The sequence below is a fragment of the Tessaracoccus sp. MC1627 genome, assembly GCF_014164725.1.
In the GTDB taxonomy this organism is placed as follows: Bacteria; Actinomycetota; Actinomycetes; order Propionibacteriales; family Propionibacteriaceae; genus Arachnia.
This window is the reverse complement of the sequence record NZ_JACJGA010000007.1, coordinates 89,257-114,044: the sequence shown is the minus strand read 5'-3', so window position 1 is coordinate 114,044 and position 24,788 is coordinate 89,257. Positions and strand designations below refer to the sequence as shown.

Annotated in this window: 21 protein-coding genes; 2 read left to right on the top strand and 19 right to left on the bottom strand. The window is 69.2% G+C overall.

Annotated elements, in window-relative coordinates; genetic code table 11:
- The first annotated feature begins 3 nt into the window (after positions 1-3).
- On the top strand, positions 4-1,422 hold the full coding sequence (locus H5399_RS14095) for an NAD(P)(+) transhydrogenase (Re/Si-specific) subunit beta (RefSeq protein WP_182783736.1): 1,419 nt from the start codon (positions 4-6) through the stop codon (positions 1,420-1,422).
- Positions 1,423-1,438: 16 nt separating this feature from the next.
- Here H5399_RS14095 and H5399_RS18625 read toward each other — a convergent pair whose 3' ends face one another.
- Positions 1,439-3,736: a histidine kinase gene (locus H5399_RS18625; RefSeq protein ID WP_182783734.1), complete on the bottom strand. Its 2,298-nt coding sequence runs from the start codon at positions 3,734-3,736 to the stop codon at positions 1,439-1,441.
- Positions 3,737-3,826: 90 nt separating this feature from the next.
- Positions 3,827-4,000, bottom strand: coding sequence for a hypothetical protein (locus H5399_RS14085; RefSeq protein WP_182783732.1), 174 nt, complete (start codon positions 3,998-4,000; stop codon positions 3,827-3,829).
- 144 nt (positions 4,001-4,144) lie between these two features.
- On the opposite strand from H5399_RS14085, the gene H5399_RS14080 reads away from it, so the two are divergent.
- Positions 4,145-4,825, top strand: coding sequence for a response regulator transcription factor (locus H5399_RS14080; protein ID WP_182783730.1), 681 nt, complete (start codon positions 4,145-4,147; stop codon positions 4,823-4,825).
- On the opposite strand, the gene H5399_RS14075 is transcribed toward H5399_RS14080, so the two are convergent.
- The 17 genes from H5399_RS14075 to H5399_RS13995 form a co-directional block, all read right to left on the bottom strand.
- Entirely contained in the window at positions 4,818-5,663 is an 846-nt protein-coding gene (locus H5399_RS14075) for an ATP-binding cassette domain-containing protein (protein WP_182783727.1), read from the bottom strand. The two genes, H5399_RS14080 and H5399_RS14075, sit on opposite strands and share 8 nt — an antisense overlap.
- Before the next feature lie 89 nt (positions 5,664-5,752).
- Positions 5,753-6,955 carry a signal recognition particle-docking protein FtsY gene (ftsY, locus tag H5399_RS14070; RefSeq protein ID WP_370585780.1) on the bottom strand — a complete coding sequence of 401 codons (1,203 nt, stop codon included), beginning with the start codon at positions 6,953-6,955 and terminating at the stop codon, positions 5,753-5,755.
- Between the two features lie 21 nt (positions 6,956-6,976).
- Positions 6,977-7,174: a hypothetical protein gene (locus tag H5399_RS14065; RefSeq protein ID WP_182783725.1), complete on the bottom strand. Its 198-nt coding sequence runs from the start codon at positions 7,172-7,174 to the stop codon at positions 6,977-6,979.
- 115 nt (positions 7,175-7,289) lie between these two features.
- The gene (gene smc, locus H5399_RS14060) at positions 7,290-10,829 is read right to left on the bottom strand and encodes a chromosome segregation protein SMC (RefSeq protein ID WP_182783723.1); all 3,540 of its coding nucleotides are present in this window, start codon (positions 10,827-10,829) and stop codon (positions 7,290-7,292) included.
- A 7-nt stretch (positions 10,830-10,836) separates the two neighbouring features.
- The gene (locus H5399_RS14055) at positions 10,837-11,412 is read right to left on the bottom strand and encodes a GtrA family protein (protein ID WP_370585779.1); all 576 of its coding nucleotides are present in this window, start codon (positions 11,410-11,412) and stop codon (positions 10,837-10,839) included.
- Positions 11,394-12,233, bottom strand: a complete 840-nt coding sequence (gene mutM / locus H5399_RS14050) for a bifunctional DNA-formamidopyrimidine glycosylase/DNA-(apurinic or apyrimidinic site) lyase (protein WP_182783721.1) — start codon at positions 12,231-12,233, stop codon at positions 11,394-11,396. The genes H5399_RS14055 and mutM overlap by 19 nt, the downstream gene beginning before the upstream one ends.
- Entirely contained in the window at positions 12,226-12,906 is a 681-nt protein-coding gene (gene rnc / locus H5399_RS14045) for a ribonuclease III (protein WP_182783719.1), read from the bottom strand. The genes mutM and rnc overlap by 8 nt, the downstream gene beginning before the upstream one ends.
- 85 nt (positions 12,907-12,991) lie before the next feature.
- The gene (gene rpmF / locus H5399_RS14040; protein ID WP_182783717.1) at positions 12,992-13,183 is read right to left on the bottom strand and encodes a 50S ribosomal protein L32; all 192 of its coding nucleotides are present in this window, start codon (positions 13,181-13,183) and stop codon (positions 12,992-12,994) included.
- 34 nt (positions 13,184-13,217) lie between these two features.
- Entirely contained in the window at positions 13,218-13,766 is a 549-nt protein-coding gene (locus tag H5399_RS14035; protein ID WP_370585793.1) for a DUF177 domain-containing protein, read from the bottom strand.
- Positions 13,767-13,857: 91 nt separating this feature from the next.
- Positions 13,858-14,340 (bottom strand): pantetheine-phosphate adenylyltransferase, encoded by a 483-nt coding sequence (coaD, locus tag H5399_RS14030; RefSeq protein ID WP_182783713.1) that lies wholly within the window; start codon positions 14,338-14,340, stop codon positions 13,858-13,860.
- Positions 14,341-14,350: 10 nt separating this feature from the next.
- A complete protein-coding gene (gene rsmD / locus H5399_RS14025; protein WP_182783711.1) occupies positions 14,351-14,926 on the bottom strand; it encodes a 16S rRNA (guanine(966)-N(2))-methyltransferase RsmD in 576 nt (191 codons plus the stop codon).
- The gene (locus H5399_RS14020; protein ID WP_182783709.1) at positions 14,923-17,115 is read right to left on the bottom strand and encodes an ATP-dependent DNA helicase RecG; all 2,193 of its coding nucleotides are present in this window, start codon (positions 17,113-17,115) and stop codon (positions 14,923-14,925) included. The genes rsmD and H5399_RS14020 overlap by 4 nt, the downstream gene beginning before the upstream one ends.
- A gap of 112 nt (positions 17,116-17,227) precedes the next feature.
- Positions 17,228-17,413, bottom strand: coding sequence for a 50S ribosomal protein L28 (gene rpmB / locus H5399_RS14015; RefSeq protein WP_182783707.1), 186 nt, complete (start codon positions 17,411-17,413; stop codon positions 17,228-17,230).
- A 117-nt stretch (positions 17,414-17,530) separates the two neighbouring features.
- Positions 17,531-20,365, bottom strand: coding sequence for an Rne/Rng family ribonuclease (locus H5399_RS14010; protein WP_182783705.1), 2,835 nt, complete (start codon positions 20,363-20,365; stop codon positions 17,531-17,533).
- A 195-nt stretch (positions 20,366-20,560) separates the two neighbouring features.
- Complete coding sequence (locus H5399_RS14005) at positions 20,561-21,259, bottom strand: TIGR03936 family radical SAM-associated protein (RefSeq protein WP_182783703.1); 699 nt, start codon at positions 21,257-21,259, stop codon at positions 20,561-20,563.
- A 35-nt stretch (positions 21,260-21,294) separates the two neighbouring features.
- Positions 21,295-22,794, bottom strand: coding sequence for a DUF1846 domain-containing protein (locus tag H5399_RS14000; protein WP_370585778.1), 1,500 nt, complete (start codon positions 22,792-22,794; stop codon positions 21,295-21,297).
- A gap of 36 nt (positions 22,795-22,830) precedes the next feature.
- Positions 22,831-24,786, bottom strand: coding sequence for a TIGR03960 family B12-binding radical SAM protein (locus H5399_RS13995; protein ID WP_182783701.1), 1,956 nt, complete (start codon positions 24,784-24,786; stop codon positions 22,831-22,833).
- Positions 24,787-24,788: the final 2 nt, after the last annotated feature.

Genomic DNA, 24,788 nt, shown 5'->3' with positions numbered 1-24,788 from the left:
CAAATGCTGACCAACATCGTCTTCGGAAGCTACATCGCCGCCGCCCTCCTGTTCATCCTGGGCATCGTCGGGCTCGGCAGGCAGGAGACCGCGCGCAGCGGCAATGTCTACGGCATGGTCGGCATGACCCTCGCGGTAGTGGCCACGATCATCCACACGTTCGCCCAGCGGTGGGACACCACCGGCTTCATCCTGCTTGCAGTGGGGCTCGTCATCGCCTTCGCCGTCGGGCTCATGTACTCGGCGCGCGTGGCCATGACAGGTCTGCCGGGCCTGGTGGCGCTGTTCAACGCGTTCGGCGGGCAGGCCTCCGCGCTGGTGGGCATCAACGCGTCCCTCGGCGTGGACAGCTACCCCGTCCTCACTGACAAGATCGTCCACGGAGTGGAGGTCTGGCTCGCGGTCTTCGTCGGCTCCCTCACCTTCTCCGGGTCGGTGGTCGCGTTCGGGAAGCTCGGCGGGCGGATCACCTCCAAGCCGCTGACGGTGCCGGCCCGAGGCGTGGTGATGGCCCTCCTGGGGATCGGTCTCCTCGGATCGCTGGGATGGCACCTGGCAAGCCCCAATCTCTGGGCGCTGGTCATCACCCACGTGCTGGGCTACGTGGTGGGAATCATCATGGTGATGGCCATCGGCGGCGCGGACATGCCCGTCGTGGTCAGCTTTCTCAACTCGTTCTCGGGTTGGGCCGGTGCTCTCTCAGGATTTGCGATCGGATCGGATCTGCTCGTGGTCGCGGGGACCATCGTCGGCATGTCTGGAATCATCCTGTCGATCGTCATGGCTCGCGGCATGAACCGCTCGATCGCCAACGTCCTGTTGGGCGGCTTCGGCACCGCGGACTCCACGGGCACGCAGGTGGCGCTCCTGGACGCCGACGGCAACCCACGTCAAGCCATCAGCGCCGATGCTGAGGACGTGGCCGGGTGGCTCCGCGACGCGGACTCCGTGGTCATCGCACCTGGATACGGCATGGCGGTCGCGCAGGCCCAGCACCCCGTCGCCGAACTGACGCGGCGCCTGATCGCGCAGGGCAAGACCGTCCGTTTCGCGATCCACCCCGTCGCGGGGCGCCTGCCCGGGCACATGAACGTGCTCCTCGCCGAGGCCAGGGTTCCCTACGACATCGTCCTTGAGATGGACGAGATCAACGACGACTTCCCACGCACGGACGTGGTGCTGGTCATCGGCGCCAACGACACCGTCAACCCGGCGGCCATGGAGCCCGGGCTGCCCATCTCCGGCATGCCGGTCCTGCACGTGTGGGAGGCGCGGCAGGTGGTGGTCTTCAAGCGCTCCATGGGAGCCGGCTACTCCGGCGTGGAGAATCCGCTGTTCTTCAACGAGAACACGGCGATGCTGTTCGGGGATGCGAAGGGAAGCGCCGACGCGCTGGTTGCCGCGGTCGGGGCGGCGGTCTGATCCGGACCGCCGGGGATCAGTCTTCGCGCGGGAGAGCGACCTCGACCACCCAGGTGCCAGCGTCGGCGGTGACCGCGAACCGCCCTCCCAGCAGGTCGACCCGTTCGCGGATCCCCGCCAGGCCGTAACCCAGCGAGAGGGGCGAACTCCGGCGCCGGGCGGGCATCGCGTTCGCGATCCGTAGCGTCACGTCGTGGGTGCCGACGTCGAGGGTCAGGTGGCACGCCCCGTCGCGGCGACCGTAGCGCAGGATGTTGGTCACGCACTCCTGCATGACGCGGGTCAGGGTGCGCAGGGTCGGTGCGGGCAGCTCGTCGGAGAGCGGGTCCACCGAGACTGACACGCGGAATCCGTTGTCGCGGAGGGTCTCGGCGAGGACGCCGACCACGGTGGTGGGGCGCACCAGGGCGATCCCGGTCTCCTCCCCCGCAGGCCCCGCCATGATGCGGCTCAGCAGCTCCATCTCCTCCTCCGCCCCCTTCGTCGACCGCTCCATGCGCGTCAGCGCCGTGCGGAGTTCATCCGGGTTCTCGCTCTCGCCGTAGGCCATGGACTGCAGCGTGGCCACGGAGAGATGGTGCGCCACCACGTCGTGGAGCTCGCGCGCGAGCAGGTTGCGTTCCTCGTTCCGGATTCCCTCCGTCGTGCGGCGCAGCCCCGCCATCTGCTCGATCTGGGTGCGTCGCGTGACGAGGAAGTGTCGCGTGGCGATGAGGGCCGGGAGCACGAGGAGAATCACGGCCGCGACGATGGCTCGCTCACGCACCGCACCCACGTCCGCCACCGTTGCCAGGACCAGCGCCCCGGAGGCGAGTACGCCCAACGCGAGAGCCGCCCGGCGCTGAGTCACCTGGGCCGCGTGCCAGCAGGCGACGATGAGGATGGCAGCAAGGGCCAGATCGTCAGAGTGTGGTGTGTAGAGCATCCCGATGGTGGCGACCGCGGCGGGCAGGGCGCCCACGAGCGGCCACCACAGCAGTACGCCAGCCGAGATGAAGCCGACCACCTCCCACAAGGCCTCCCACGGGATCTCCCCGGCGGTCACGGCCTCCCCGAGCCCGGCACCAGAACCCAGGCCTCCGATGGTCAGCGCCATCGTGAGGAGACCCCGTGCCGCACCCGCGGTGACCAGGCGCCGCCATCCTGTTGCCCGCTCGGCACCGCGCTTACCAGGCGGCGGATCGACGGCGGGGGGGAGATCGAGGTGCAGGTGCCGGACACCGCTCTGCGCCTCAACCCTGAGGCTCCCGCCCAGGGTCTCGGCCCTTTGGCGGAGCCGGTCCATCCGGCCCTCATGGGCCACCCGGGAACCCGGGGCGGCATCCGGATACATGGCCTCCAGGCTGACCCAACCGCGGCGTCGCTCCAGCCTCACAGTCACGTCGGCGCCGGCGTTGGCTGTGCCACCCGAGACGACGGCATCTGCGATCTCGTCCATCACCCTGATCACCGTGAACTGCGTCACTCGCGTAGCCAGGTCCATCTCCGCGGGGACCTCGATCCTCACGCGGACGCCTCGTTCCTCCAGCCGCTCCCGAAGCCTGGACAGCGCGGTGGTGACGACTGGGCGAGCAATCGCCTCGTCGTGACCGTCGGCGGTCGGATCCTCCCTCAGCATTCCCACGAGGGCCCGGACCTCCACCAACGCGCCCAGGCACGCCGCGTTCACCCGGGCAATGGCGATACGCATCTGGTCTGGATCGGTGAGTCGCGATGACGCGGTGAGGATTGCGCTGCTGTCCGCCAGCCGCGCCGACACCAGAGTGCGGAGCTCGGCCGCGAGCCGAGCCCGCTCTTCGCCTCGGATCCGTCTCGCGTCCTCCCCCATCACCTGAACGCGGCCCTGCCCGCGACGCCTGGCGATCAACATGGCCCGAAGCAGCAGTCCAGCCGTGACGCTGGGGATCAGGAGGATGAGATATGCGGCCGCGACGTCCCACTCAGCCGCCTGGAGGCTCCTGGCCACGGCGTAGCCCAGAAAGAGCCCCACGACGCCGGCCACCGCACGGGGACGTGCCACCGCCGCGAAAGCCGAAGGAACCAGTAGGTGGGCCAGGAGGTCGGCTTCCATCGTGCCAAAAGAAAGCGTCAGTCCCAGAGGGACAATGGCGGCGACCAGCCCCGCGCGCGGGCGCCACAACACCAGGACGCATGCCACGCCCTCCGCAATCTGCGCAATCGGAGAGGCAGCGGTGTGCCAGCCCATTCTCTGCCACGCCAGCAGGGTGCTGAATGACCCATACAGCACCATGGCGGCGAGGATGTAGCGGGCTACGTTGAGGACCCCCCCTGGAGGGTCGTTGGAACGACTCACGTGACAAACCGCTCCATCAATGAACTCAGAATGCGCGTGATCCTACCGGCAGGCTGGCTGCCGAGATCAGCGCGATGTCAACGCGCCGACTCAGCGGTGGCAGATGGCCCAGTTCGGGAAGATCTGGCAGAAGAACTGCGGACTGACCGTGCTGCTGGTCCCAGCCACAGGCTGAGGCGCCGGAGCGGACTTGGGGGCGGCCATCGCCGTGGGGGCGACAGCGACGGTCAGGATCAGACCGGCGACGAGTGTGCGGAGCTTCATGGGGATGTCCTTTGCGCTGAAGAACGACATGTTCCCCCATAGTCAACAGTCCTCCCGCCAATTCCAACACTGACTAATGGCCAGACTCAAGTATCGACCGCCCCCAATGAGAATGGGGGCGCCACACCCCGTTAGGGTAAGGCAATGAACATTGTGCGCCGCATCCTCGTGGTGGATGACGACCCCATGGTCCGCGAGGCCTACCGGACCTTCTTTTCGCGCCACAGCGACTACGAGGTGGTGGGCGAGGCGCGCGACGGCAAAGAGGCCGTGGCGGCCTACCGGCGCCTCCGCCCCACCGTCGTCCTGATGGATCTGCAGATGCCCGAGAAGTCCGGGGTGGAGGCCACCCGCGACATCTGCCGCGAATGGCCCAAAGCCTGCATCGTCGCGCTGACCACGTTCGGTACGCGGGAGTACATCGTCGCCGCGCTGCGCGCCGGTGCCTCCGGTTACCTCCTCAAGGACGCCGGCGGGCCCGCCCTCCTGACCGGCATCGATCAGGCCATCGACGGCGACATGCCCCTCTCAGCGGCGGTGCGCAAGGAACTGGTCTCCAACGTGAAGGACGCGCCGGAGGCACCCTCCGTCCCAGCCGACCCGGGGCTGGCCCCGCGAGAGAAGGAACTCCTCCGATGGCTCGCGCAGGGCCTGACCAACCAGCAGATCGGGACCAAGATGTTCGTCTCAGAGGGAACGGTCAAGCAGTATCTGTCTCACATCGGCGACAAGATGGGACTCAAGTCCCGCACCCAGATCCTGGTGCGGGCCATCCAGCTCGGTGTAGTGGACCTCGCGGAGTTGGACCTGCCTTCGATCAGGTGATGCCACCCCTGGCGAGGGTGCCGACGGTGGGCACGTTCATCCCGGACCTCTCCAGGAGTGCGCGCTCCAAGGTGGCGTCCTCTTCGACCATCTCGATGATGCCGAAGTTGACAGCTGCCTCGGCGACCCGGGCGATCGGCAACCCGTGCACGAGCAGCGAGACGCCCTGATCTGAGATCCGGGGCGTCACCCGCGCACCCATGCCGAGCAGGAGGTCGTACAGCTCGGCCTGCCGCTGAGCCCTGACCCGAACCGCCGGGCCGCCGCTGGTGCTGATGAACTCGTCCACCGACGTGGCGGCCATCAGCCGCCCGTTGCCCAGCACAAGCAGCGTGTCGGCCACCTGGGCCATCTCGGCCAGCGAGTGGCCGGTCACCAGCACGGCCTTCCCTTGTGCAGCAAGCCGCCTGAGCGACTGTCTCATCCACCGGGCACCCTCCTGCCCCAAGCCTGCGAACGGCTCGTCGAACACGTAGTGATCTGGATCACCGAGCGCTGCCTCAGCCATGCCGGCCCTCCTCCTGGGGCCCGGGGGAACCAGGACGTCCGCCTGCCGGCGACGGAATCTTCCGAGCCATCCGTGGCTCAGCCACTTGCCGCCGAGCATGGCGACAACTGAGTTGTCTGGGCGCTCCAGCTGCGAGAAGGGGCGCCCATTGATCAGTGCAGAGCCGGACGTGGGGCGCTCCAGGCCCAGGATCATTCGCAGTGTGGTGGTCTTACCCGCACCCTCGGGTCCGAGCAGGCCTGTCACTACTCCGGGATCAACCCTGAAGCTGAGATCGTCGACCACAGTCCTGCGACCAAAGGTCTTTGTCAGGTGGCTCGCTTCGATCATGAGCTGATCGTTGCGGATCCCCGACCTCCGGGCCATTGACCAACGTTAGGTCGGCTCGTGTCGCGCGGAATTGTGGACGAAAGTTATGGCTAACGCCCGAGGATTCCTTGGACGAAGCCCTCCGGCTCGAACGGCGCCAGATCGTCGACCCCCTCGCCCAGTCCAACCAGCTTTACCGGCACACCGAGCTCCCGTTGCACCTGAACCACGATTCCGCCCTTGGCGGATCCGTCGAGCTTGGTCAGGACGATGCCGGTCACGTCGACCACCTCGGCGAAGATCCGGGCCTGGGTCATGCCGTTCTGGCCGGTGGTGGCATCGAGGACGAGCAGCACCTCGGTGACGGCCGCCTTCTTCTCGATGACGCGCTTCACCTTGCCGAGCTCGTCCATGAGCCCCGTCTTGGTATGCAGCCGGCCGGCGGTGTCCACGATCACGACGTCCACGCCCTTCTCGACGCCGGCGGCCACGGCGTCGAACGCCACCGAGGCTGGGTCCGCTCCCTCGTCACCGCGCAGCGTCTCCACGCCAACCCGTTCACCCCAGGTGGCGAGCTGCTCAGCGGCGGCGGCGCGGAAGGTGTCGGCCGCCCCGAGGACGACCGTGCGCCCCTCGGCCACCAGGACACGGGCCAACTTGCCCACGGTGGTGGTCTTGCCTGTTCCGTTCACGCCCACCACGAGGATCACGGCCGGATCCCCGGGGGTGCCGGGGATGAGATTGAGGCTGCGGTCCAACGAGGGGTCGACGAGCTTCAGGAGCTCGTCGTGCAGCACCCGTTCGGCCTGTGCGGGGTCTGCCACGCCGTCGACCGCGAGCCGGCGACGCAGCGCCCCGGTGAGTTCTGTGGCCGGACCCACCCCGAGGTCCGAGGAGATGAGCGTGGTCTCGAAGTCATCCCAGGTGTCAGCGTCGAGCCGGTCCACAGAGAGGAGATCGGCCAGCGCCCGGGCGAGCGCGTTGTTGCTGCTGGAGAGCCGGCGGCGGAGACGGGCCAATCGGGAGGCCGGGGCCTCGGGCCGCTCCAGCGAGGGAGCGGATGGCACTTCAACGGCGGGCGCCTCCGGCACGAGAACAGCGGGCCCCACGGACACCGGCTCGACGGCCACCTGCTCCGGAGCGGCGGGCTCGACCTCCGGCGCAAGCACCACGTCCGGCCCGCGGTCCGGTTCGGCCAGCTCGGGGCGTTGCTGGTGTTCGAGCTGCCGGCGCCTGTCCAGCGTGACGACGATGCCGCCGATGAGGATCGCCAAGCCGACGATCGCGATGATGACCCAGAAGAACCAATCCACGGGGTCATCCTAGCCAGGCGGTCAGCCGACCCTGTTATCCAGCCTCTCGAGGAACTTCGGCACCTCACCGGTTCCGTTGAGGTGACGGTTGGCCTCGTCGATCACCCGCCCCAGCTTGGGCTCTTTCACCTCGAGGTGCCCCGCCGAGGCGGCGACCACCACCAGGAGGCCGACTGCCAGGATCAGGACGAACAGGACTGCGATAACCGCGACGCTCATAGGACGGGGCTCCTCTCGGAGGACTTGGGGGAAGGACCTCCATAGTGCCGACCCCCGGACGTACCGGGAAATCGTCGGCGCGTCGCCGTTGCGGACGACGAGCCCATTGTGCGCCTCAACGCTCGTGAAGGCGCTGCGACACGACGGTGGAGATCCCGTCGCCGCGCATGGTGACGCCGTACAGCGAGTCCGCGATCTCCATCGTGCGCTTCTGGTGCGTGATGATCAGCAGCTGCGACGAGGCCCGGAGCTCCTCGTAGATACCCAACAGCCTCCCGAGGTTGGCGTCGTCGAGGGCCGCCTCCACCTCGTCGAGGATGTAGAACGGGCTGGGGCGGGCGATGAACAGGGCCACCAGGAATGCCACCGCGACAAGGGAACGCTCACCGCCGGAGAGGAGCGACAGCCGCTTGACGTGCTTGCCCGCGGGCCTGGCCTCCACGTCCACGCCCGTCGTGAGCCAGTCGCCGGGATCGGTGAGGATCAGCTTCCCCTCGCCGCCGGGGAACAGGCGGCCGAAGACGTCTGCGAAGCTGCGCTCCACGTCGCGGTAGGCCGTCTCGAACACCTCCTGGACCCGCCTGTCCACCTCCCCCACGATCTCGAGGAGGTCAACCCTGGTCTGCTTGAGGTCGTCGAGTTGCTCGGCCAGGAACTGGTGGCGGGCGGTGAGCGCATCGAACTCCTCCAACGCCAGCGGGTTGACCCTCCCCAGAATCGCCAGGTTCTTCTCCGCGGCCCGGAGCCTCGCCGTCTGCTGTTCCCGGTTGTACGGCGTGGGCGAGGGCTGCTCGTCGTCCTCGGCGAGTGCGGTGCCGTCCGGGCAGGTGAGCACCGGGACGAGCTCCTCCGGGCCGTACTCGGCCACCAGTTGTCCGGGCTCCAGGCCCAGTTCCGCCAGCGCCCTGTCCACCAGCTGCTCGACGCGCATCCGGTGCTCGATCCGGACCATCTCGTCGCGATGGGCCCCGCGGACGATCTCGTCGAGGCGGGCTGCCGCGGCCTTGGCGGCGTGCCTGGCCTGAGTGGTGCCGGACTCGGCGCGGCGGCGGGCCTCGTCGGCCGCGTCACGCGCCGTAGAGGCGCTCCGCCGCGCGCCCTCGACGAGCTCCGTCAGCCGGAGTGCGGCCTCGTGCACGACGCGGGCCACCTCGGCCTCCCGTCGCAGGTACTCGGCCCGCGCCCTCGCCTTGGCCCGGGACTGGCGCTCGTGCTGGGCGGACCGGGCCAGGGCCTCCGCCCGTCCCGCGATCGCCTTGACCTGCTCCTCAGCGGTGCGCAGAGCGAGCCGGGCGTCCATCTCCTCCTGACGCGCACGGCGCGCCTCGGCCGCCCGCTCGTCCCGGTCTTCCGCATCGGGTTCGGTGTCCTCCCCCTCTGCCGTGGCCGCCTCCAGGCGGGCGGAGAGCTCGGTCAGGAGCTCCTCGTCACGGGTTCTCGCGGCGAGGGCAGCATCGATGGCCTCGGTGAGCCGCTCGGCCTCCCGTGCCGCCGACGCCTGCCCTTGACGGTGAGAGTTGAGCTGCTCCGCGACCGCCGCGAGTTGCGCGTCCGAGGCATGCAGCTCGGCGAGGGCGGCGGCCTCGTCGAGCCGGGCGGCGTCCAGACGTTCGGCCACGGCCTCGGCGGCGAATCGGGCCCGGTGCGCCTCGTGCTCGCACTCCGAAAGCTCCTGCTCGGCCTGGGCGAGCTGCGCCTGTACCTCGAGGATCGACGGGGCGGCCGCCGATCCGCCCTCCACGAGCCACGAGGAGAACAGATCCCCCGACCGGGTCACCGCGACAATGTGGGCGTGCGCGGCGACGACGGCCGCCGCCTCATCCGCCGACTCCACCGCCACGGCCGGGCCCAGCAGCCGGTCCAGGGCCCCCGCCAGGGACTCGGGGGCCTGAACCATTGCCTTCAGCGGTCGTCCGACCGACGGCGCACCGTCGTGCCGCGGCGCCCCGGCAACCACGAGCGGGGCCCGGCCGAGGTCGCCGTCGGCGAGGTAACGGGAGGCGTCCAGCGCACCGTCAAGGCCCTGAACGACCACGGACTCGGCCATCCCTCGGAGCGCTGCGGCCACGGCCGCCTCCCACCCCGGCTCGATGGTGAGCAGGTCACCGAGCCGCCCGAGCACGCTCTCGTGGCCTGCCTCGATCAGGTCCGCAGAACCGTCACGACGCAGCCTCATGAGGCGCAGCGCGTCGACGCGGGCCTCCAGCCCGGCGCGGCGCCGGCCCAGCTCCGCCTCCGCGCTCCGCAGGGTGGCGGACTCCGCCTCCACCTCAGCCACCACGGCTGCGGCACGTTCGTAGCCCTCATCGAGGTCCGACTCCGAGCTACCCAGGCCGGCGAGAGAGGACTCCGTGGCGTGGTAGCGGCGTCCCGCCTCCTCGGCACGCGCCAGAGCGTCGTCGCGCCGGGATGAGAGCCGCTGGACCTCCTCGTCCGAGGCCTCCAGCCGGGATGTCACTGAGTTGACGCGGCCGGTGAGCCGGGCAAGCCCCTCACGACGGTCCGCGACAGCCCTCAGCGCCGCCGCGTAGGCCTGCTCCGCCGCGGCATGCCTCTGCTCTGCGCCGGAGCGCCTGAGCGACGCATCCGTCAGGCGACTCTGCGCCTCTTCCACTTCCGCCCGGAGTCCCAGCTCCCTGGTCCTGAACTCGGCTGCCTCGGCCTCGATCGCCTCCGGGTCCCGGCCTCCGAGGTCCAGCGCGGGCTGGCTGTCTCCGGCGCGCATGCGCTCGGCGGCGATCGAGACCGTGGTGGTGACGCGCTCTCGCAGCCCGGCCAGGGCGTACCACTGCTCCTGGGCGGCATCGAACGCGGCGCCGGCCTCTCGCAGGATCCGCTCGGCAGCCTCCTCGGCCTCGAGCGCGTGCCGCACGGACGCCTCGGCGAGCGCCTTGGCCTCGGCCGCGGCCGCCTCGTCCGCGAGCTCGGCGGCCAGCTGGGCCTGGGCCGTGGCGAGGTCGTCGGCGAGGAGGCGAGCCTGGGCATCCCTCAGCTCGGCCTGGATGACCGCCGCCTTCCGCGCCGCCTGCGCCTGCCGCCCCAGGGGTTTCAGTTGGCGCTGCAACTCCGCGACGAGGTCGCCCAGCCGCTCGAGGTTCGCCTTGGTGGCCTCCAGTTTCCGCAGCGCCTTCTCCTTGCGCTTGCGGTGCTTGAGGACCCCGGCCGCCTCCTCGATGAAACCGCGGCGGGATTCCGGAGTGGCTTGGAGGATGGCGTCGAGTTGGCCCTGGCCGACGATGACATGCATCTCGCGGCCGATCCCGGAGTCGCTGAGCAGCTCCTGCACATCGAGTAGCCGGGCCGCAGCCCCGTTGATGGCGTACTCCGAGCCCCCGCTGCGAAACATGGTGCGGGTGATCGTGACCTCTGCGTACTCGATGGGCAGCGCGCCGTCCGAGTTGTCGATGGTGAGCTCCACCTCGGCCCGCCCCAGCGGGGCACGTTTGGCGGTGCCGGCGAAGATGACGTCCTCCATCTTGCCGCCCCGCAGAGTCTTGGCTCCCTGCTCCCCCATCACCCAGCTGAGGGCGTCGACGACGTTCGACTTCCCGGAGCCGTTGGGCCCGACGACGCACGTGATGCCCGGCTCGAAGACCAGTGTGGTGGCGGAGGCGAAGGACTTGAACCCGCGCAGGGTGAGCTGTTTGAGGTACATGCCTGCTCTAGGCTGCCTCAACCGGCGGCAGGGCGGTCCGGATGGACCGGAACGTCCAGAACTTGTTCAGCAGGAAACTGACCGGGATGGTGAAGAAGATCATGATCAGCTGCGCCCAGTAGAACTTGGTCCGCAGGCCGCTGGAGTTGTCGAACACGTCGCTGGGCAGCGCGATGGGCGACTGCTCCCACATCAGCAGGGTCAGGAGACCCATCCCGATGAGCTGCGCGGCGAGCCCGACGGTGAGGAACGGCCAGTACTCGCGCCACCAGGCCGAGTGCCGGTGTGAGCCGAAGGTCCACCACCTGTTGAGCTGGAAGTTGACGAGATTGGCCACCATGAAGGCCACCATGCTCATGACGTGGTACCAGCGGATGTTGAACTCGGTGCCCGGAATGGACCACCAGGCCCCGCCGCCGTAGGCGGACTCCGGCCAGAAGATGGGCAGGCTGTGGCGCTGCACCCAGATGACGGCCATGTTGACCACCACCCCGAGGCCTCCGACCATGCCGAAGCGGAGGAGCTGTCGGAGTGAGCTCCGATAGCGGTGCAGCATCTCCTTGATCACTGGCCACCTTTCCACGCCTGTTGGCACCTCGGACAAAAGTAGCTGCTCCGGTTCATGAAGGAGCGGCGCGCGATGGGAGTGCCGCATCGTGAGCAGGGCCCGTTCTCGCGCCCGTAGGCCTCGAGCGAGCGGGAGAAGTAGCCGGATTCCCCGTTGACGTTGACATAGAGGGAGTCGAACGACGTCCCACCCTGGGCCAGCGCCTCGGCCATCACCTCTCGGGCCGCGCGGAGAACCCTCCGGGAACGCTGGGGGGTCAGCCCCGCGGTGGGGTGGTCGAAGTGGGTCCGGGCCCGCCACAGGGCCTCGTCGGCGTAGATGTTCCCGATGCCGGACACCAGGGTCTGGTCCAACAGCGCCCGCTTGACGGTTGTGCGCCTGCCGCGGAGACGCGCTGAGACGGCGGCCTCGTCGAACGCCTCGTCGAAGGGATCCAGCGCCACGTGAGGGACTGGGCACGCGGCCTGCCCAGAGCGCCAGTCGAGGCCGCCGAACATCCGTTGGTCGACGAACCGCAGCTCCTGTCCGTCGTCGAGGCCGAAGATCACACGGGTGTTGCGGGCGTGCTCATCGCCTGGGCGGTTGAGCCTGAACTGGCCGCTCATCCCGAGATGGGCCACCATCGCGTCGTCGCCGAGCACCCACCACAGGTACTTCCCGCGGCGTCGCACCCCCTCGACCTGGCGTCCCTCAAGGCCGGCGGCGAAACCCGCGGGCCCCCCGGGGTGGCTTCGTACTGGTCTGGGGTGGAGGACGCTCACGCTGGTGATCCTGCGTCCCGTGAGGTGCCCCGACAGTCCGCGCCTCACCACCTCGACTTCGGGCAGCTCAGGCACCGGCGAGATCCTCGCAGGCCGCGCGGGCGGCGATCTGCTCGGCGTGCTTCTTGCTGGGCGCGGTGCCCCGCCCCCGCACCCGCTCGTCGACGATGACGGCGGCCGTGAAGACCCGCTGGTGGTCTGGGCCCTCGCCGGTGACCTCGTAGCGGGGAAGCGACCACCCGCGCTGTGAGCAGATCTCCTGGAGCGCCGTCTTGTGATCGGCGTAGTCCCTGCTTCGCTGGGCGTCGGCGATCTGCTCATCCAGGTTGCGGTGGATGAATCGTGCAGCGGATTCAGGGCCGTCGGAGATGTAGACGGCGCCGATGACCGCCTCCATCGTGTCCGCCAGAATGGAGGTCTTGTCCCGCCCGCGCGTGGCCACCTCGCCCTTGCCGAGCAGCAGGTGATCCCCGAGCTCGAGGAAACGGGCGACGTCCGCGAGGGCCACGGAGCTCACCACGCGGGACCGGAGCTTCGCCAGGTGCCCCTCGGGCAGGTCCGGATAGCTGCGGAAGATGTGCTCGGTGACGACGATCTGGAGCACGGCGTCTCCGAGGAACTCGAGCCTCTCGTTGGACTCGATGCCGCCATGCTCGTAGGCGTAGCTGCGGTGCGTGAAGGACAACTCAAAGAGCTGGGCGTCCACCTCGACGCCCAGCTCCTTCAGCTGCTCTTCCAGTCTGCTCATCCCGCTGAGACCCCCACGCGTGCGGTCTCGTCAGGTCACCGTCCCCGAGGACGGGGACGACCCGCTCCGCGGGGAGGGGCCAGGCTCAGACCTCGAGGACCTGGCGGCGGCTGCCGCGGGGTCCGTACTGTCCGCAGCTTGCGCACGCGGTGTGCTGCAGGTGGGGTTCGCGGCAGGCCGGGTTGGCGCACACGACGGTGGGGACGACAGTCGTCTTCCACTGCGCACGGCGCGAACGGGTATTGCTGCGCGACATCTTCCGCTTCGGAACGGCCACGATCTTCTCCTTCGTCAGTAACTGACAGGTTTGCTCAGTTGGGTGTTTCCCCGCTCAGCCCGGTCAGCTTCTCCCACCTGGGATCAACCTGTAGACCGTGAGTGTGGTCGGGATCGTCATTGAGGTCTGCTCCACATGTGGGGCAGAGACCCAGGCAATCATCCTCGCACAGGGGCGTGAACGGCAACTCGAGCACCACGGCGTCACGCAGGGCCTCGTCCAGATCGATCGTCTCATCCACGATGAGGCTCTCGTCCGCGTCTATCTCGTTGCCGGGATAGAAGTAGAGCTCCTGCACATCGAAGGAGGCCTGCTCCTCGATGTTGTCCAGGCAGCGGGCGCATTGGCCGTGGAGTTCCACGGTTGCGGTGCCCGTCACCAGGACGCCTTCGGTCACCGCCTCGAACCGGAGATCCAGCTCGATGTCGGTGTCTTGTGGCACCCCGATCACTTCCGTGCCTAGGGCGGCTGGCGCGGGAACCGTGGTGACTACCTGTTTCATCGTCCCAGCCCTGCGCGCGAGCTCGTGCACCTCAAAAACCAGTGGCGAGCGGCGATCCGGGTGGGGATGCACGGGTGACACGTCGGATTCCCTTCGTCTGCCGTCCATGACTCGTCATGACCGGCTGCCAACTCTACCGAGGCCCCGCGGAATTCCCAAAACGGAATGCGGCTCACAGCGAGCCCGCTCGACGCCTCTCCTCGATGGCGATCGCGACGTTGCCGGGCACGTAGGCGGAGACGTCTCCTCCGAGCCGCACCACCTGACGGATGATCGTCGAGGACAGCGTCACGTGCTCCTTGCCGGCGGGCAACAGGACGGTCTCAACCGGGCCCATGGCGTGGTTCATGTGGGCCATCTGGAGCTCGAAGTCGAAGTCCGATCCGAACCGCAGGCCCTTGACAACGGCGGGGATCCCCCGTCTGCGGCAGAAGTCCACCAGGAGCCCCTCCATGGGCTCCACGGTGATGCGGTCCAGGTCCGCCGTCGCTCCCCGGACCAGGTTCACCCGCTCGTCGAAACTGAACAGGTAGTTCTTCGTGGAGTTGTTGCCGATGGCGACGACCACGGCACCGAACAGCGCGTGCGCCCGCCGGATGACGTCGAGGTGGCCCACGGTGATCGGGTCGAACGACCCGGGGCACAAGACCGTCATGGCATCACTCCTAGTCCACAGCCCCGAAGTGGAGCGTCGTCTCACCGTAGCGGCGCAGCCAGGTGTCTGTGAATCCAGGCGGCCAGCTGGGGTCACGGTCCCGCGAGGAGCGCTCCACCACCACCAGCCCGCGCGCGGCCAACGCGGTGACAGCCAGCTTCTCCAGCAGCGCCTCGATGGACTCGGTGGCCATCTCGTAGGGGGGATCGAGGAAGATCAGGTCGAACCTCCGGCCCGGCGCACCGGCGACCGTCTCGGCCTTCGCCGCGACCACCTCGACCGAGAGACCCGTGGCCCGTGCGTTGTCCTGGATGATCCTGGCAGTGGGCCTGTCCTGCTCGACGAGCACCACCGGCGCCGCACCCCGGCTGGCCGCCTCGAGGCCGACGGCGCCAGAGCCCGCGAAGAGATCCAGCACGGAGACCCCCGCAAGGTGGGCTGAGGCGTCCTCGTCGGCGGAGTTGAACCAACTCGACAGGGCGGAGAACAACGCCTCCCGGGTGCGGTCCGTGGTGGGCCTGGTGCGCGCGCCCTTCGGGGTGCTCAGGCGGTGCCCCTTCGCCCGTCCTGCGATGATCCTGCTCACGACTTCTCCATCCACTCTCCGGCCGCGACAGCCTCTGCCTTCGCCATCAGGTCTGCGAGCAGAGGGTCCGTGGCGGACCGCGGGTCCGCCAGGACCTGCTCGGCGAGCACCTTCGCCGATTGGATCACGCCTGCGTCGTCCAGCGCCCGCAGCAGCTTGAGCGATCCCCCGCCGGACTGGGCGGCGCCAAGGACGTCTCCCTCCCTGCGTAGCCGCAGGTCGAGCTCGGCCAGCTCGAAGCCGTCAGTGGTCGACGTCATGGCCTGCAGGCGGGTCTCAGCGTCGAGGTTCTCCCCGACGGCGGCCAGCAGGAGGCACAGCCCCGGGTGCTCCCCTCGTCCGATGCGCCCGCGGAGCTGGTGCAGTTGGGAGAGCCCGAAGCGATCCGCGTCCACCACCACCATCACCGACGCGTTGGGGACGTCCACGCCCACCTCGATCACCGTGGTGGCCACCAGCACATCCAACCGCCCCTCGGTGAAGGCGGCCATTGCGTCGTCCCGATCGGCCGCGGGCTGCTTGCCGTGCACCATCCCGATGCGCAGGCCCGCGAGGGGTCCGGCGGCCAGCTGCGGCGCGAGCTCCTCGACTGCGGACATCGCTGGCGCACCCCCCGCCTCGGCCTCCTTGGCGGTGATGGACGGACACACCACGAACGCCTGCCTGCCCCGCTCCACCTCCTCCCGGATCCGCTCCCAGGCGCGCGGAACCCAGTGCGGCGTCTGCGCGGTGTCGACGAACACCGTCTGCACGTCCGCCCGGCCGGCCGGCAGCTCACGCAGCTCGCTGACCTCCAGATCACCGAACACCGTCATGGCGATGGATCGGGGGATGGGTGTGGCGGTCATGACGAGCGTGTGGGGTTTCCTCTCCGCCTTCGCCGCGAGCGCGGCCCGCTGCTCGACGCCGAAGCGATGCTGCTCGTCGACGACGACCAGGCCGAGGTCATTGAACGCCACCGGGTCGCTGAGGAGGGCGTGCGTGCCCACCACGATCCCCGCCTCACCGGTGGAGATCTGCGCCAGCGCACCGCGCTTGGCCGCGGCGGAGCGGCTCCCCGTGAGGAGCACCACCCCCGTGGCTTCAGGATGGGCGCCGAGCTGACGACCCTGGCCCAGATCCCCGAGAAGCCGCGAGATGGTCTGGAAGTGCTGCTTGGCCAGGACCTCAGTGGGAGCCAGCAGTACCGACTGCCCCCCGGAGTCGACCACCGCGAGCATGGCCCTGAGCGCCACGAGCGTCTTCCCGGACCCCACCTCGCCTTGGAGGAGCCGGTTCATGGGCGCCCCGGCCGCGAGATCGCCGAAGATGGCCTCCCCGATGGCCCTCTGCCCGTCGGTGAGGGTGAAGGGCAGCCTCTCGTCGAACGCCTCGAGGAGCCCCCCAGCGCGACGGGGACGCGGCGTGGCAAGCTCACCCGCGGCCTCTCGTCGCCTGGCCGCCATGGCCAGCTGGATGCCGAACGCCTCATCGAACCGGAGCCGCGCCTGGCCGTTCTCCGCCTGCCGTGCCTCGACAGGTTCGTGGACGGCGGTGAGCGCCTCCTGGAACGGCAGCACCCCGGCCTCGTCGACCACCCACGCCGGGAGGGTGTCTCCGGACAGGGTGGGCAGGACCAGCTGGATCGACTCTGCGATCACCCACGTCGGCAGTTTCCCGGTGGCCGGATACAGGCCGATCATCGTGGCTCGCTGCACGCTGCGCTCCATGGCTGCCCTCTTCTCGGCATCCTTGCCCCCGGAGATGCGAGCGCCGTCGAGCATCACGAAATCCGGGTGGGCCAACTGGAGCTGCTCGTTGAACCGGCCGACGCGGCCGATAAAGATGCCGCGACGGCCGGGGGCCAGCTGCCGCTCCCAGTAGTCCAGCACCCGCTGCTTCTTCGCGAAGAACGCCACCGAGAGCCGCCCGTGGCCGTCGCTCAGGACGGCCTGGACGCGGCCCGCACCAGAGGAGTGGAACTGCCTCACGCCGACCACCTGCGCGATCACCGCGACGTCCTGCCCCACGGTGAGGGTGCTGAAGTCGGACATCTCCGTGCCGGAGATGTAGCGGCGCGGCACGTGCCGCACCAGATCGTCGACCGTGCTGATCCCCATCCGCTCGAACTCCGCGGCCGTCTTGCCACCCACCACGTCGACGAGCCGACGCCCGAGGTCGCGGTAGATCGGGGTGCGCCAGAAGGACATGAGCAAGACCCTACCGGCCCCCGCGGACAGTCCCGAGTTGCTCGCGATGGGGACACAAAAAACCGGCGGCCCCATCGTGGGGACCGCCGGCTTTCGGCGTCAGGGATGCGAACTAGCGCGAGACCTTACCGGCCTTCAGGCAGGAGGTGCACACGTTCACGCGCTGCGGAGTGCCGTTGATGGTGGCACGCACGCGCTGGATGTTCGGGTTCCAGCGGCGATTGGTCTTCTTCTTCGACCAAGGAACGTTGTGACCGAAGCCGGGTCCCTTGGCGCAAACATCACACGTGGCGGCCACTGGAATCTCCTTGTTGTCTGTGCCCAGGCCATGGCCTGGATTGCTCTGGGGTGAAGCCCACGCGAGCAGGCAACCGTAGAATGTTAACCCGCCCGCGTGGAATTGACCAAATGGGGCCTACTTCTTGCCGCGGCGCCGCGGCGACCTGCGCTCCCCGCCGTCGGAGGGCGCCTGCGAATCCACAGGCTCCTCAAAGCGGACATAGCCCGCACCCTGGCAGTGCTCGCACGGCTCGGTGAACGCCTCCGCCAGGCCTGTGCCGATCCGCTTGCGAGTCAGCTGCACCAGCCCGAGGCTGGTCACCTCGGCGACCTGGTGACGCGTGCGGTCGCGGCCGAGGCACTCGACGAGGCGGCGCAGCAGCAGTTCACGGTTGCTCGGCAGGACCATGTCGATGAAGTCGATCACGATGATGCCACCGATGTCCCGCAGGCGCAGCTGCCGCACGATCTCCTCCGCCGCCTCCAGGTTGTTGCTGGTGACGGTGGCCTCAAGGTTGCCTCCGGTGCCGGTGAAGCGCCCTGTGTTGACGTCGACGACCGTCATGGCCTCGGTGCGGTCGATCACCAGGGACCCGCCGGAGGGCAGGAAGACCTTGCGGTCCAGCGCCTTGGCGATCTGCTCGTCGATCTTGAACTGCGAGAACACGTCCCGGCCGTCTTCGGCGGGTTCGAAGCGCACCAGACGCTCGGCCAGGTGCGGCGCGACGTGGCTCACGTAGGCCGAGATGGCGTCGTAGGCATCAGCCGGGCCGCCGTCGCCCTGGACGATCAGCTGGCCGAAGTCCTCCGTGAAGAGGTCGCGGACGATCCGGAGGGTGAGATCCGGCTCCGAGTAGAGGGCCTGTGGGGCGCTGCCCTGCTTCGTCTTCTTCTCGATGACCTCCCATTGGGCCTTGAGACGGTTGACGTCGCGGATCAGCTCCTCCTCGCTGGCACCCTCCGCCGCGGTCCGCACGATGACGGACTCGTCCTCGGAGATCAGCGAACCGAGGATGGTGCGGAGTCGGCTGCGCTCGGTGTCCGGCAGCTTGCGGGAGATCCCCGACAGGTGGCCGCCCGGCGAGTAGACGATGTAGCGGCCCGGCAGGGAGATGTGTCCGGTGAGGCGGGCGCCCTTGGCGCCGACGGGGTCCTTCGTCACCTGCACGAGCACGCTCTGACCCGACTTCAGGACGTTCTCAACCTTGCGGTTCTCCCCGGTGACCCCGAAGTTGGCCCAGTCCACCTCACCGGCGTACAGCACGGCGTTGCGTCCGCGGCCGATGTCGATGAAGGCGGCCTCCATGCTGGGCAGCACGTTCTGGATGCGGCCGACGTAGATGTTGCCGATCAGCGATGTGGCCGACGCCTTGTCCACGTAGTGCTCGACGAGGATGTTGTCCTCCACCACGGCCAGCTGCGTGTAGTCCTCGGACTGGCGGATGACCAGCCTGCGGTCCACCGCCTCCCGTCGGGTCAGGAACTCGGCCTCGCTGAGGATGGGCGCGCGGCGGCGCCCCGCGGCACGGGACTCCTTGCGGCGCTGGCGCTTCGCCTCCATGCGGGTGGAGCCCTCGATGCCGGTGACCTCGTCGGAGGACGTGGAATCGGCGTCTGCGCCCTCGCCGCGACGACGACGGCGGCGACGACGACGCGTCGTTCCGTTGTCGTCCGCCTCAGCGGTGTCCTGCTCGGCACCGTCAGCGTCGGGCTCGCCCTCGGCCGGCTCCTCCGCGGGAGCCTCCGACTCCGCTTCATCGGCCTCGTCGGAGTCGGACTCCGAATCCTCCGCGCCATCGCGGGAGCCACCCCGACGACGACGCCGGCCCCCGCGACGACGACGCCGGCGGGAGGGACGGTCGTCGTCGGACTCATCGTCGACGGCGTCGTCGCTGTCGTCCTCGTCGGTCTCGGGCTCGTCCTCCGCGGGTTCGGCAGCAGCCTCGTCCGTCGCGGCTTCGGTCAGCTCGCCGTCTTCGCCCTCGGGCTCAGCCTCGTCTTCCTCTGTGGGGCTGCCGGCAATCGCGCCGGCCAGGGCCGCGAGCTGCTGCTCACGCGCCGCTGCGGTGAGGAAGGGGTCGGTCAGGAGTGCCCGGCGGGCCTCCGCGACCTCTTCCGCAGCGCGGAGCGCGGCACCGATGGCGTCCTCGTCCTGGCCCTCGGGGAGGGTCGCGGGCGCGGCGGCCGGGCGGCTGGCGCGTCGACGGCGGCTGCGGGTGGAGGTGGGGCCTGCCTCCTCTGTGGGTGCGGCCTCGGACGCGACGCGGGTCGTGGTCTCGGCGGGGACGAGCGCGGGCTGCGGCGCGGCCTCTGGCTCCGGGGCGGTTGTGGGCTCGGCGGCGGCCACCGGTTCGGGGGCAACCACAGGCTCGGCGGGGACGACAGGTTCGGGGGCGGCGGCCGGTCGCGACGCCCGTCGGCGGCGGACGGGAGCGGGCGCGGGCGTCTGCTGCGCTGCTGCTTCCGGGGGCTGCTCATCGATCGGAGTCGTCGCGGAGGACTCCTCGACCGGCGCGGGCGCATCAGCGCTCTCGACCGGGGAGAGGGTAGGCGTGGGCTCGATCGGGGCCGGCGGCGCGGTGCGGCGAGTGGCGCGACGGCGCACCGGCCTGCTCTCGTCAACCGACGGGGTCGCCTCTGCGGCGGGAGTCTCCACGACGGGAGCCTCCGCAGCGGGAGCACCTTCGACCGGGGCGACTGCAGCAGGAGCGTCCTCGGAGGAAGCCTCCACCGCCTTCACTCTGCGGCGACGGACGGGCGCGGCGGCCGCGTCCGGCTTGGTGGCGACGCGGCGTCGCTTGGGGGTCAGGTCAGCCGCTTCCGGCTCAGCCGTCGGGCTACCCGTCGTGGGCTCAGCGGCGGCGTCCTGGGGCGGGCCCGCAGGACGGGCCGCAGCGCGGCGGCGCCTCACGGGGGCGGTGGGTGTGGTTTCCTCGGCGGTGGTGACGCCGTCGTTCTCGTTATCGAGCATGAGGCTCCTCAGGCGCGGATGCGCGGACGGGCACAGACGCGCTGTGCGCTAAGACTCCGGCCTCCAGGGCAGTGCGAGCAGTCGCGGCAGAATTGCCGCGGTGCAGCCTCGCTGCTCCCGGTTGGCACCGGCGGTGCCGTGACCTGTCCGTCATTCTCGCACACCGTCGCAACTCTTGGCGCATCACCGCGCCGATCAGCGGAGCGGGTCGCCGATCACGCCGTCGGCCAGCGGTCCCTGCGCCAGGCGGGTCAGGAGGGCCTGCGCGGGCACTTGGGGGGCGAGCTGACGCAGTGCGGTCACCACGTCATCCGGGCGCACGAGCGGCGCCTGGTGGAGCGAGCGCAGAAGCAACGTCTCGTCGTCTGCGACACTCAAACTCACAATGGCCGCGCGCACGTCGAAGGCCCGCATGCCGCTCTTCGTCATCCGCTCGATGATGTACTCGTCCCTGTCGAGGAGCGACGACGCGGCGGAGCCGAGGACGCCCGGCTCTGCCCCTGCGAGGCTGATCACCCAGTCGGACGCCTGCAGTAGGTCACCGAGCGACTCCTTGACCGCTTCGGCCGCGTCCAGCACGACGAAGCCTTGCGGGAGGACCGCGTTGAGCGCCTCCACCAGCTTCACCGGGTTGCAGACCTCGGTGAGCCCCAACTCCACGTACTCCGCCTCGGAGGCTGCGGAGGTGGGCGCGGCGTTGGCGTAGGAGATGCGGGGGTGGGGCGAAAAGCCCGAGGAATAGGCCATCGGGATCTCCGCGCGGCGCAGAGCGCGTTCCAGCGCACGCCCGAAGTCGCGGTGGGAGGTGAACCGGCCGGGGCCACGCTTGGCGTAGCGCAGCCGCAGCTTCTGCGCCGGAGGTGCCTGCTGGACTGGCGGCTGTCGGTTTCCCACGGGCGGCAGTCTAGTGTCCCTGCGTCGGGGTTCGTTCAGCGCTTCCGGTACAGCTTCTTGCTCTGGTACACGGGCTCGCTGGTGACATTGACCCCGAGGTTGCGGAAGATGGCCTCGTCGACAGGCCCCAGGATCACCGTGGTGTGCACGTCACAGCCCCGCAGGTGCGGCAGCTCGGCCAGGGCCCGCCTGGCGTTCTCGTCGTAGGTGGCACCCACGGACAGGGCGATCAGCACCTCGTCGGTGTGCAGACGCGGGTTGGCGCTCCCGAGGTGCTGGGTCTTCAGGGTCTGGATCGGGCCGATGGTCTCCGGCGCCAACAGATGGACCTCGTCCGGCAGGCCGGCGAGAAGCTTCAGGGCATTGAGCAGGAGGGCCGAGGAGCTGCCCAACAGCGCAGAGGTCTTGCCGGTGACGACGGTGCCGTCGGGCAGCTGCAGAGAGGCGGCGGGCCCCTTGGTGCGGCGCTCGGTCTCCAGAGCCGGACCGACGACCGGCCGGTCCTCCACCCCGATGCCCAACGTGCGCATGGTCAACGCGATGCGGTCCGACAGCGTGGGCTCAAGCTCATCGCGCCGCTCGTGCACCAGCGCCTTGTAGTAGCGACGGATGACCTCCTGCTTGGAGGCCGCCCTGCACACCTCGTCGTCGGAGATGCACTGCCCCGCCATGTTGACGCCCATATCTGTGGGCGACTGGTACGGCGAGGCGCCGGTGAGCTGCTCGAACAGGAGCTTGAGGACGGGGAAGATCTCGACGTCGCGGTTGTAGTTGACCACCTGCTCGCCGTAGGCGGCGAGGTGGAACGGGTCGATCATGTTGACGTCGTCGAGGTCCGCCGTGGCAGCCTCGTAGGCCAGGTTGACGGGGTGGTCCAGCGGGAGGTTCCAGATGGGGAACGTCTCGAATTTGGCGTAGCCGGAGGGGACGCCGCGCTTGTGGTCGTGGTAGAGCTGCGACAGGCAGGTGGCCATCTTGCCGCTGCCGGGGCCGGGGGCGGTGACGACCACGAGGTCGCGGGTGGTCTCGATGTAGTCGTTGCGGCCGTAGCCGTTGTCGCTGACGATCAGCGCGACATCGCTGGGGTAGCCCTTGATCGGGTAGTGGCGGTAGACCTTCAGGCCGAGCCGCTCCAACTTCCGCTTGAACGCCCTCCCCTGCCGGTGCTCATCGGTCATCTGCGTGATGACGACGCTGCCGACATACAGCCCATAGGACCGGAACTCGTCGATCAGCCGCAGCACATCCGACTCGTAGGGGATGCCGAGGTCAGCGCGCACCTTGTTCCGGGCGAGATCGTGGGCGCTGACGACGATGACCACCTCGACCTCGTCCTTGAGGGTCTCCAGCATGGCGATCTTGTTGTCCGGGGTGAAGCCGGGCAGCACACGGGAGGCGTGGTGGTCGTCGAACAGCTTGCCGCCGAACTCGAGGTACAGCTTGCCGCCGAAGCGCTTGCGCCGCTCGTCGATGTGGTGGGACTGAAGGACCAGATACTTCTCGCGGTCGAATCCGACCCTGCGCACGCTCTCCACGAGGGGCCAGCCTAGCTGGTCCCCGCCGCCCTCCCCCTACCGGAGGGAGGGCTTGGCCATCGCGAGCGGCAGGAGCACCCTGCCTGTGGGGCCGATCTGGATCTCCGTGTCCATCTGAGGGCACACGCCGCAATCGAAGCACGGCGTCCACCGGCAGTCCTCCACCTCGCGCTCGTCGAGGGCGTCCTGCCAGTCCTCCCACAACCAGTCACGGTCGAGGCCCGCGTCGAGGTGGTCCCAGGGCAGGACCTCCTCGTAGCCGCGCTCGCGGGTGGTGTACCAGTCCAGGTCCACGCCGAAGGGGGCCAGTTCCTCCGCCGCGGCGGTGGCCCAGCGCTCGAAGCTGAAGTGCTCGCTCCAGCCGTCGAACTTGCCGCCGTCGCGCCACACGCGCTCGATGACCCGGCCCACCCGTCGGTCCCCGCGGGACAGCAGGCCCTCGATGGTCCCCGGCTTGCCGTCGTGATACCGCATGCCGATGGCCTTGCCGTAGTGGCGGTCCTGCCTGATCGTGTCGCGCAGCAGCTGGAGACGGTGGTCGATGGTCTCGGCGCTGGCCTGGCCGGCCCATTGGAAGGGGGTGTGCGCCTTGGGCACGAACCCGCCGATGGAGACGGTACAGCGGATGTCGCGGGTGCCGGAGGCCTTGCGGCCGGTCTCGATCACGCGCCGCGCCAGGTCCGCGATGGCCAGCACGTCCTCGTCGGTCTCGGTGGGCAGGCCGCACATGAAGTACAGCTTGACCTGGCGCCAGCCGGAGGAGAACGCGGCCGCGACAGTGTCGATGAGGTCCTCCTCGGTGACCATCTTGTTGATCACCTTCCGCATCCGCTCTGAGCCGCCTTCGGGCGCGAACGTGAGCCCCGAGCGGCGGCCGTTGCGGCTCAGCTCGTTGGCCAGGTCGATGTTGAACGCATCCACGCGGGTTGAAGGCAGCGAGAGCGAGACGTTTGAGCCCTCGTAGCGGTCCGCGAGCTGCTTGGTGACCTCCGCGATCTCCGAGTGGTCCGCCGAGGACAGGGACAGCAGGCCGATCTCCTCCAGCCCGGTGGCCCGGAGTCCGCCCTCCACCATGGCACCGATGGTGTCGATCGAGCGCTCCCGGACGGGTCGAGTGATCATGCCGGCCTGGCAGAAGCGGCAGCCGCGGGTGCAGCCGCGGAAGATCTCCACGGAGTAGCGCTCATGCACGGTCTCGGCCATCGGGACGATGGGGTGCTTGGGGTAGGGCCACTCGTCGAGGTTCATCAGGGTGTGCTTGCGCACCTGGAACGGCACGCCCTCGCGGTTGGGCGCGATCCGCTGGATGCGGCCGTCGTCGAGGTAGTCCACGTCGTAGAACTTCGGCACGTAGAACGCGCCGGTGGAGGCGAGGCGCAGCAGCAGCCCGTCGCGGCCACCCTCGCGGCCGTCCACCTTCCACTCGCGGATGATGTCCGAGATGAGCAGCGAGGCCTCTTCGCCGTCGCCCAGCACGGCCACGTCGATGAAGTCCGCGATGGGTTCGGGGTTGAACGCCGCGTGCCCTCCCGCGACGACCAGCGGCTCTCCGTCGACGCGGTCGGCCGCGTGGAGGCTCATGCCGGAGAGGTCGATCAGGTTGAGCAGGTTGGTGTAGCCCAGCTCGGTGGAGAAGGAGACCCCCAGCACGTCGAACATGCCGACGGGGCGGTGCGCGTCCAGCGTAAACTGCGGCATTTCCGCCGCCCGCATCCTGGCCTCCATGTCCGGCCACACGCAGTAGGTGCGCTCGGCGAGTATCCACTCGCGCTCGTTGAGGATCTCGTAGAGGATGGCCACGCCCTGGTTGGGCTGCCCCACCTCGTAGGCGTCCGGGTACGACAGGCACCAGCGGACCTCGACCGAATCCCAGTCCTTGACGACGGAGTTGTGCTCACCCCCGACGTACTGGATGGGCTTGCTCACCTGCGCGAGCAGCGGCTCCAGCCGTCCGAAGAGGGAGTGCGTGGGCAGCGCGGAAAGTGTTGTCATGA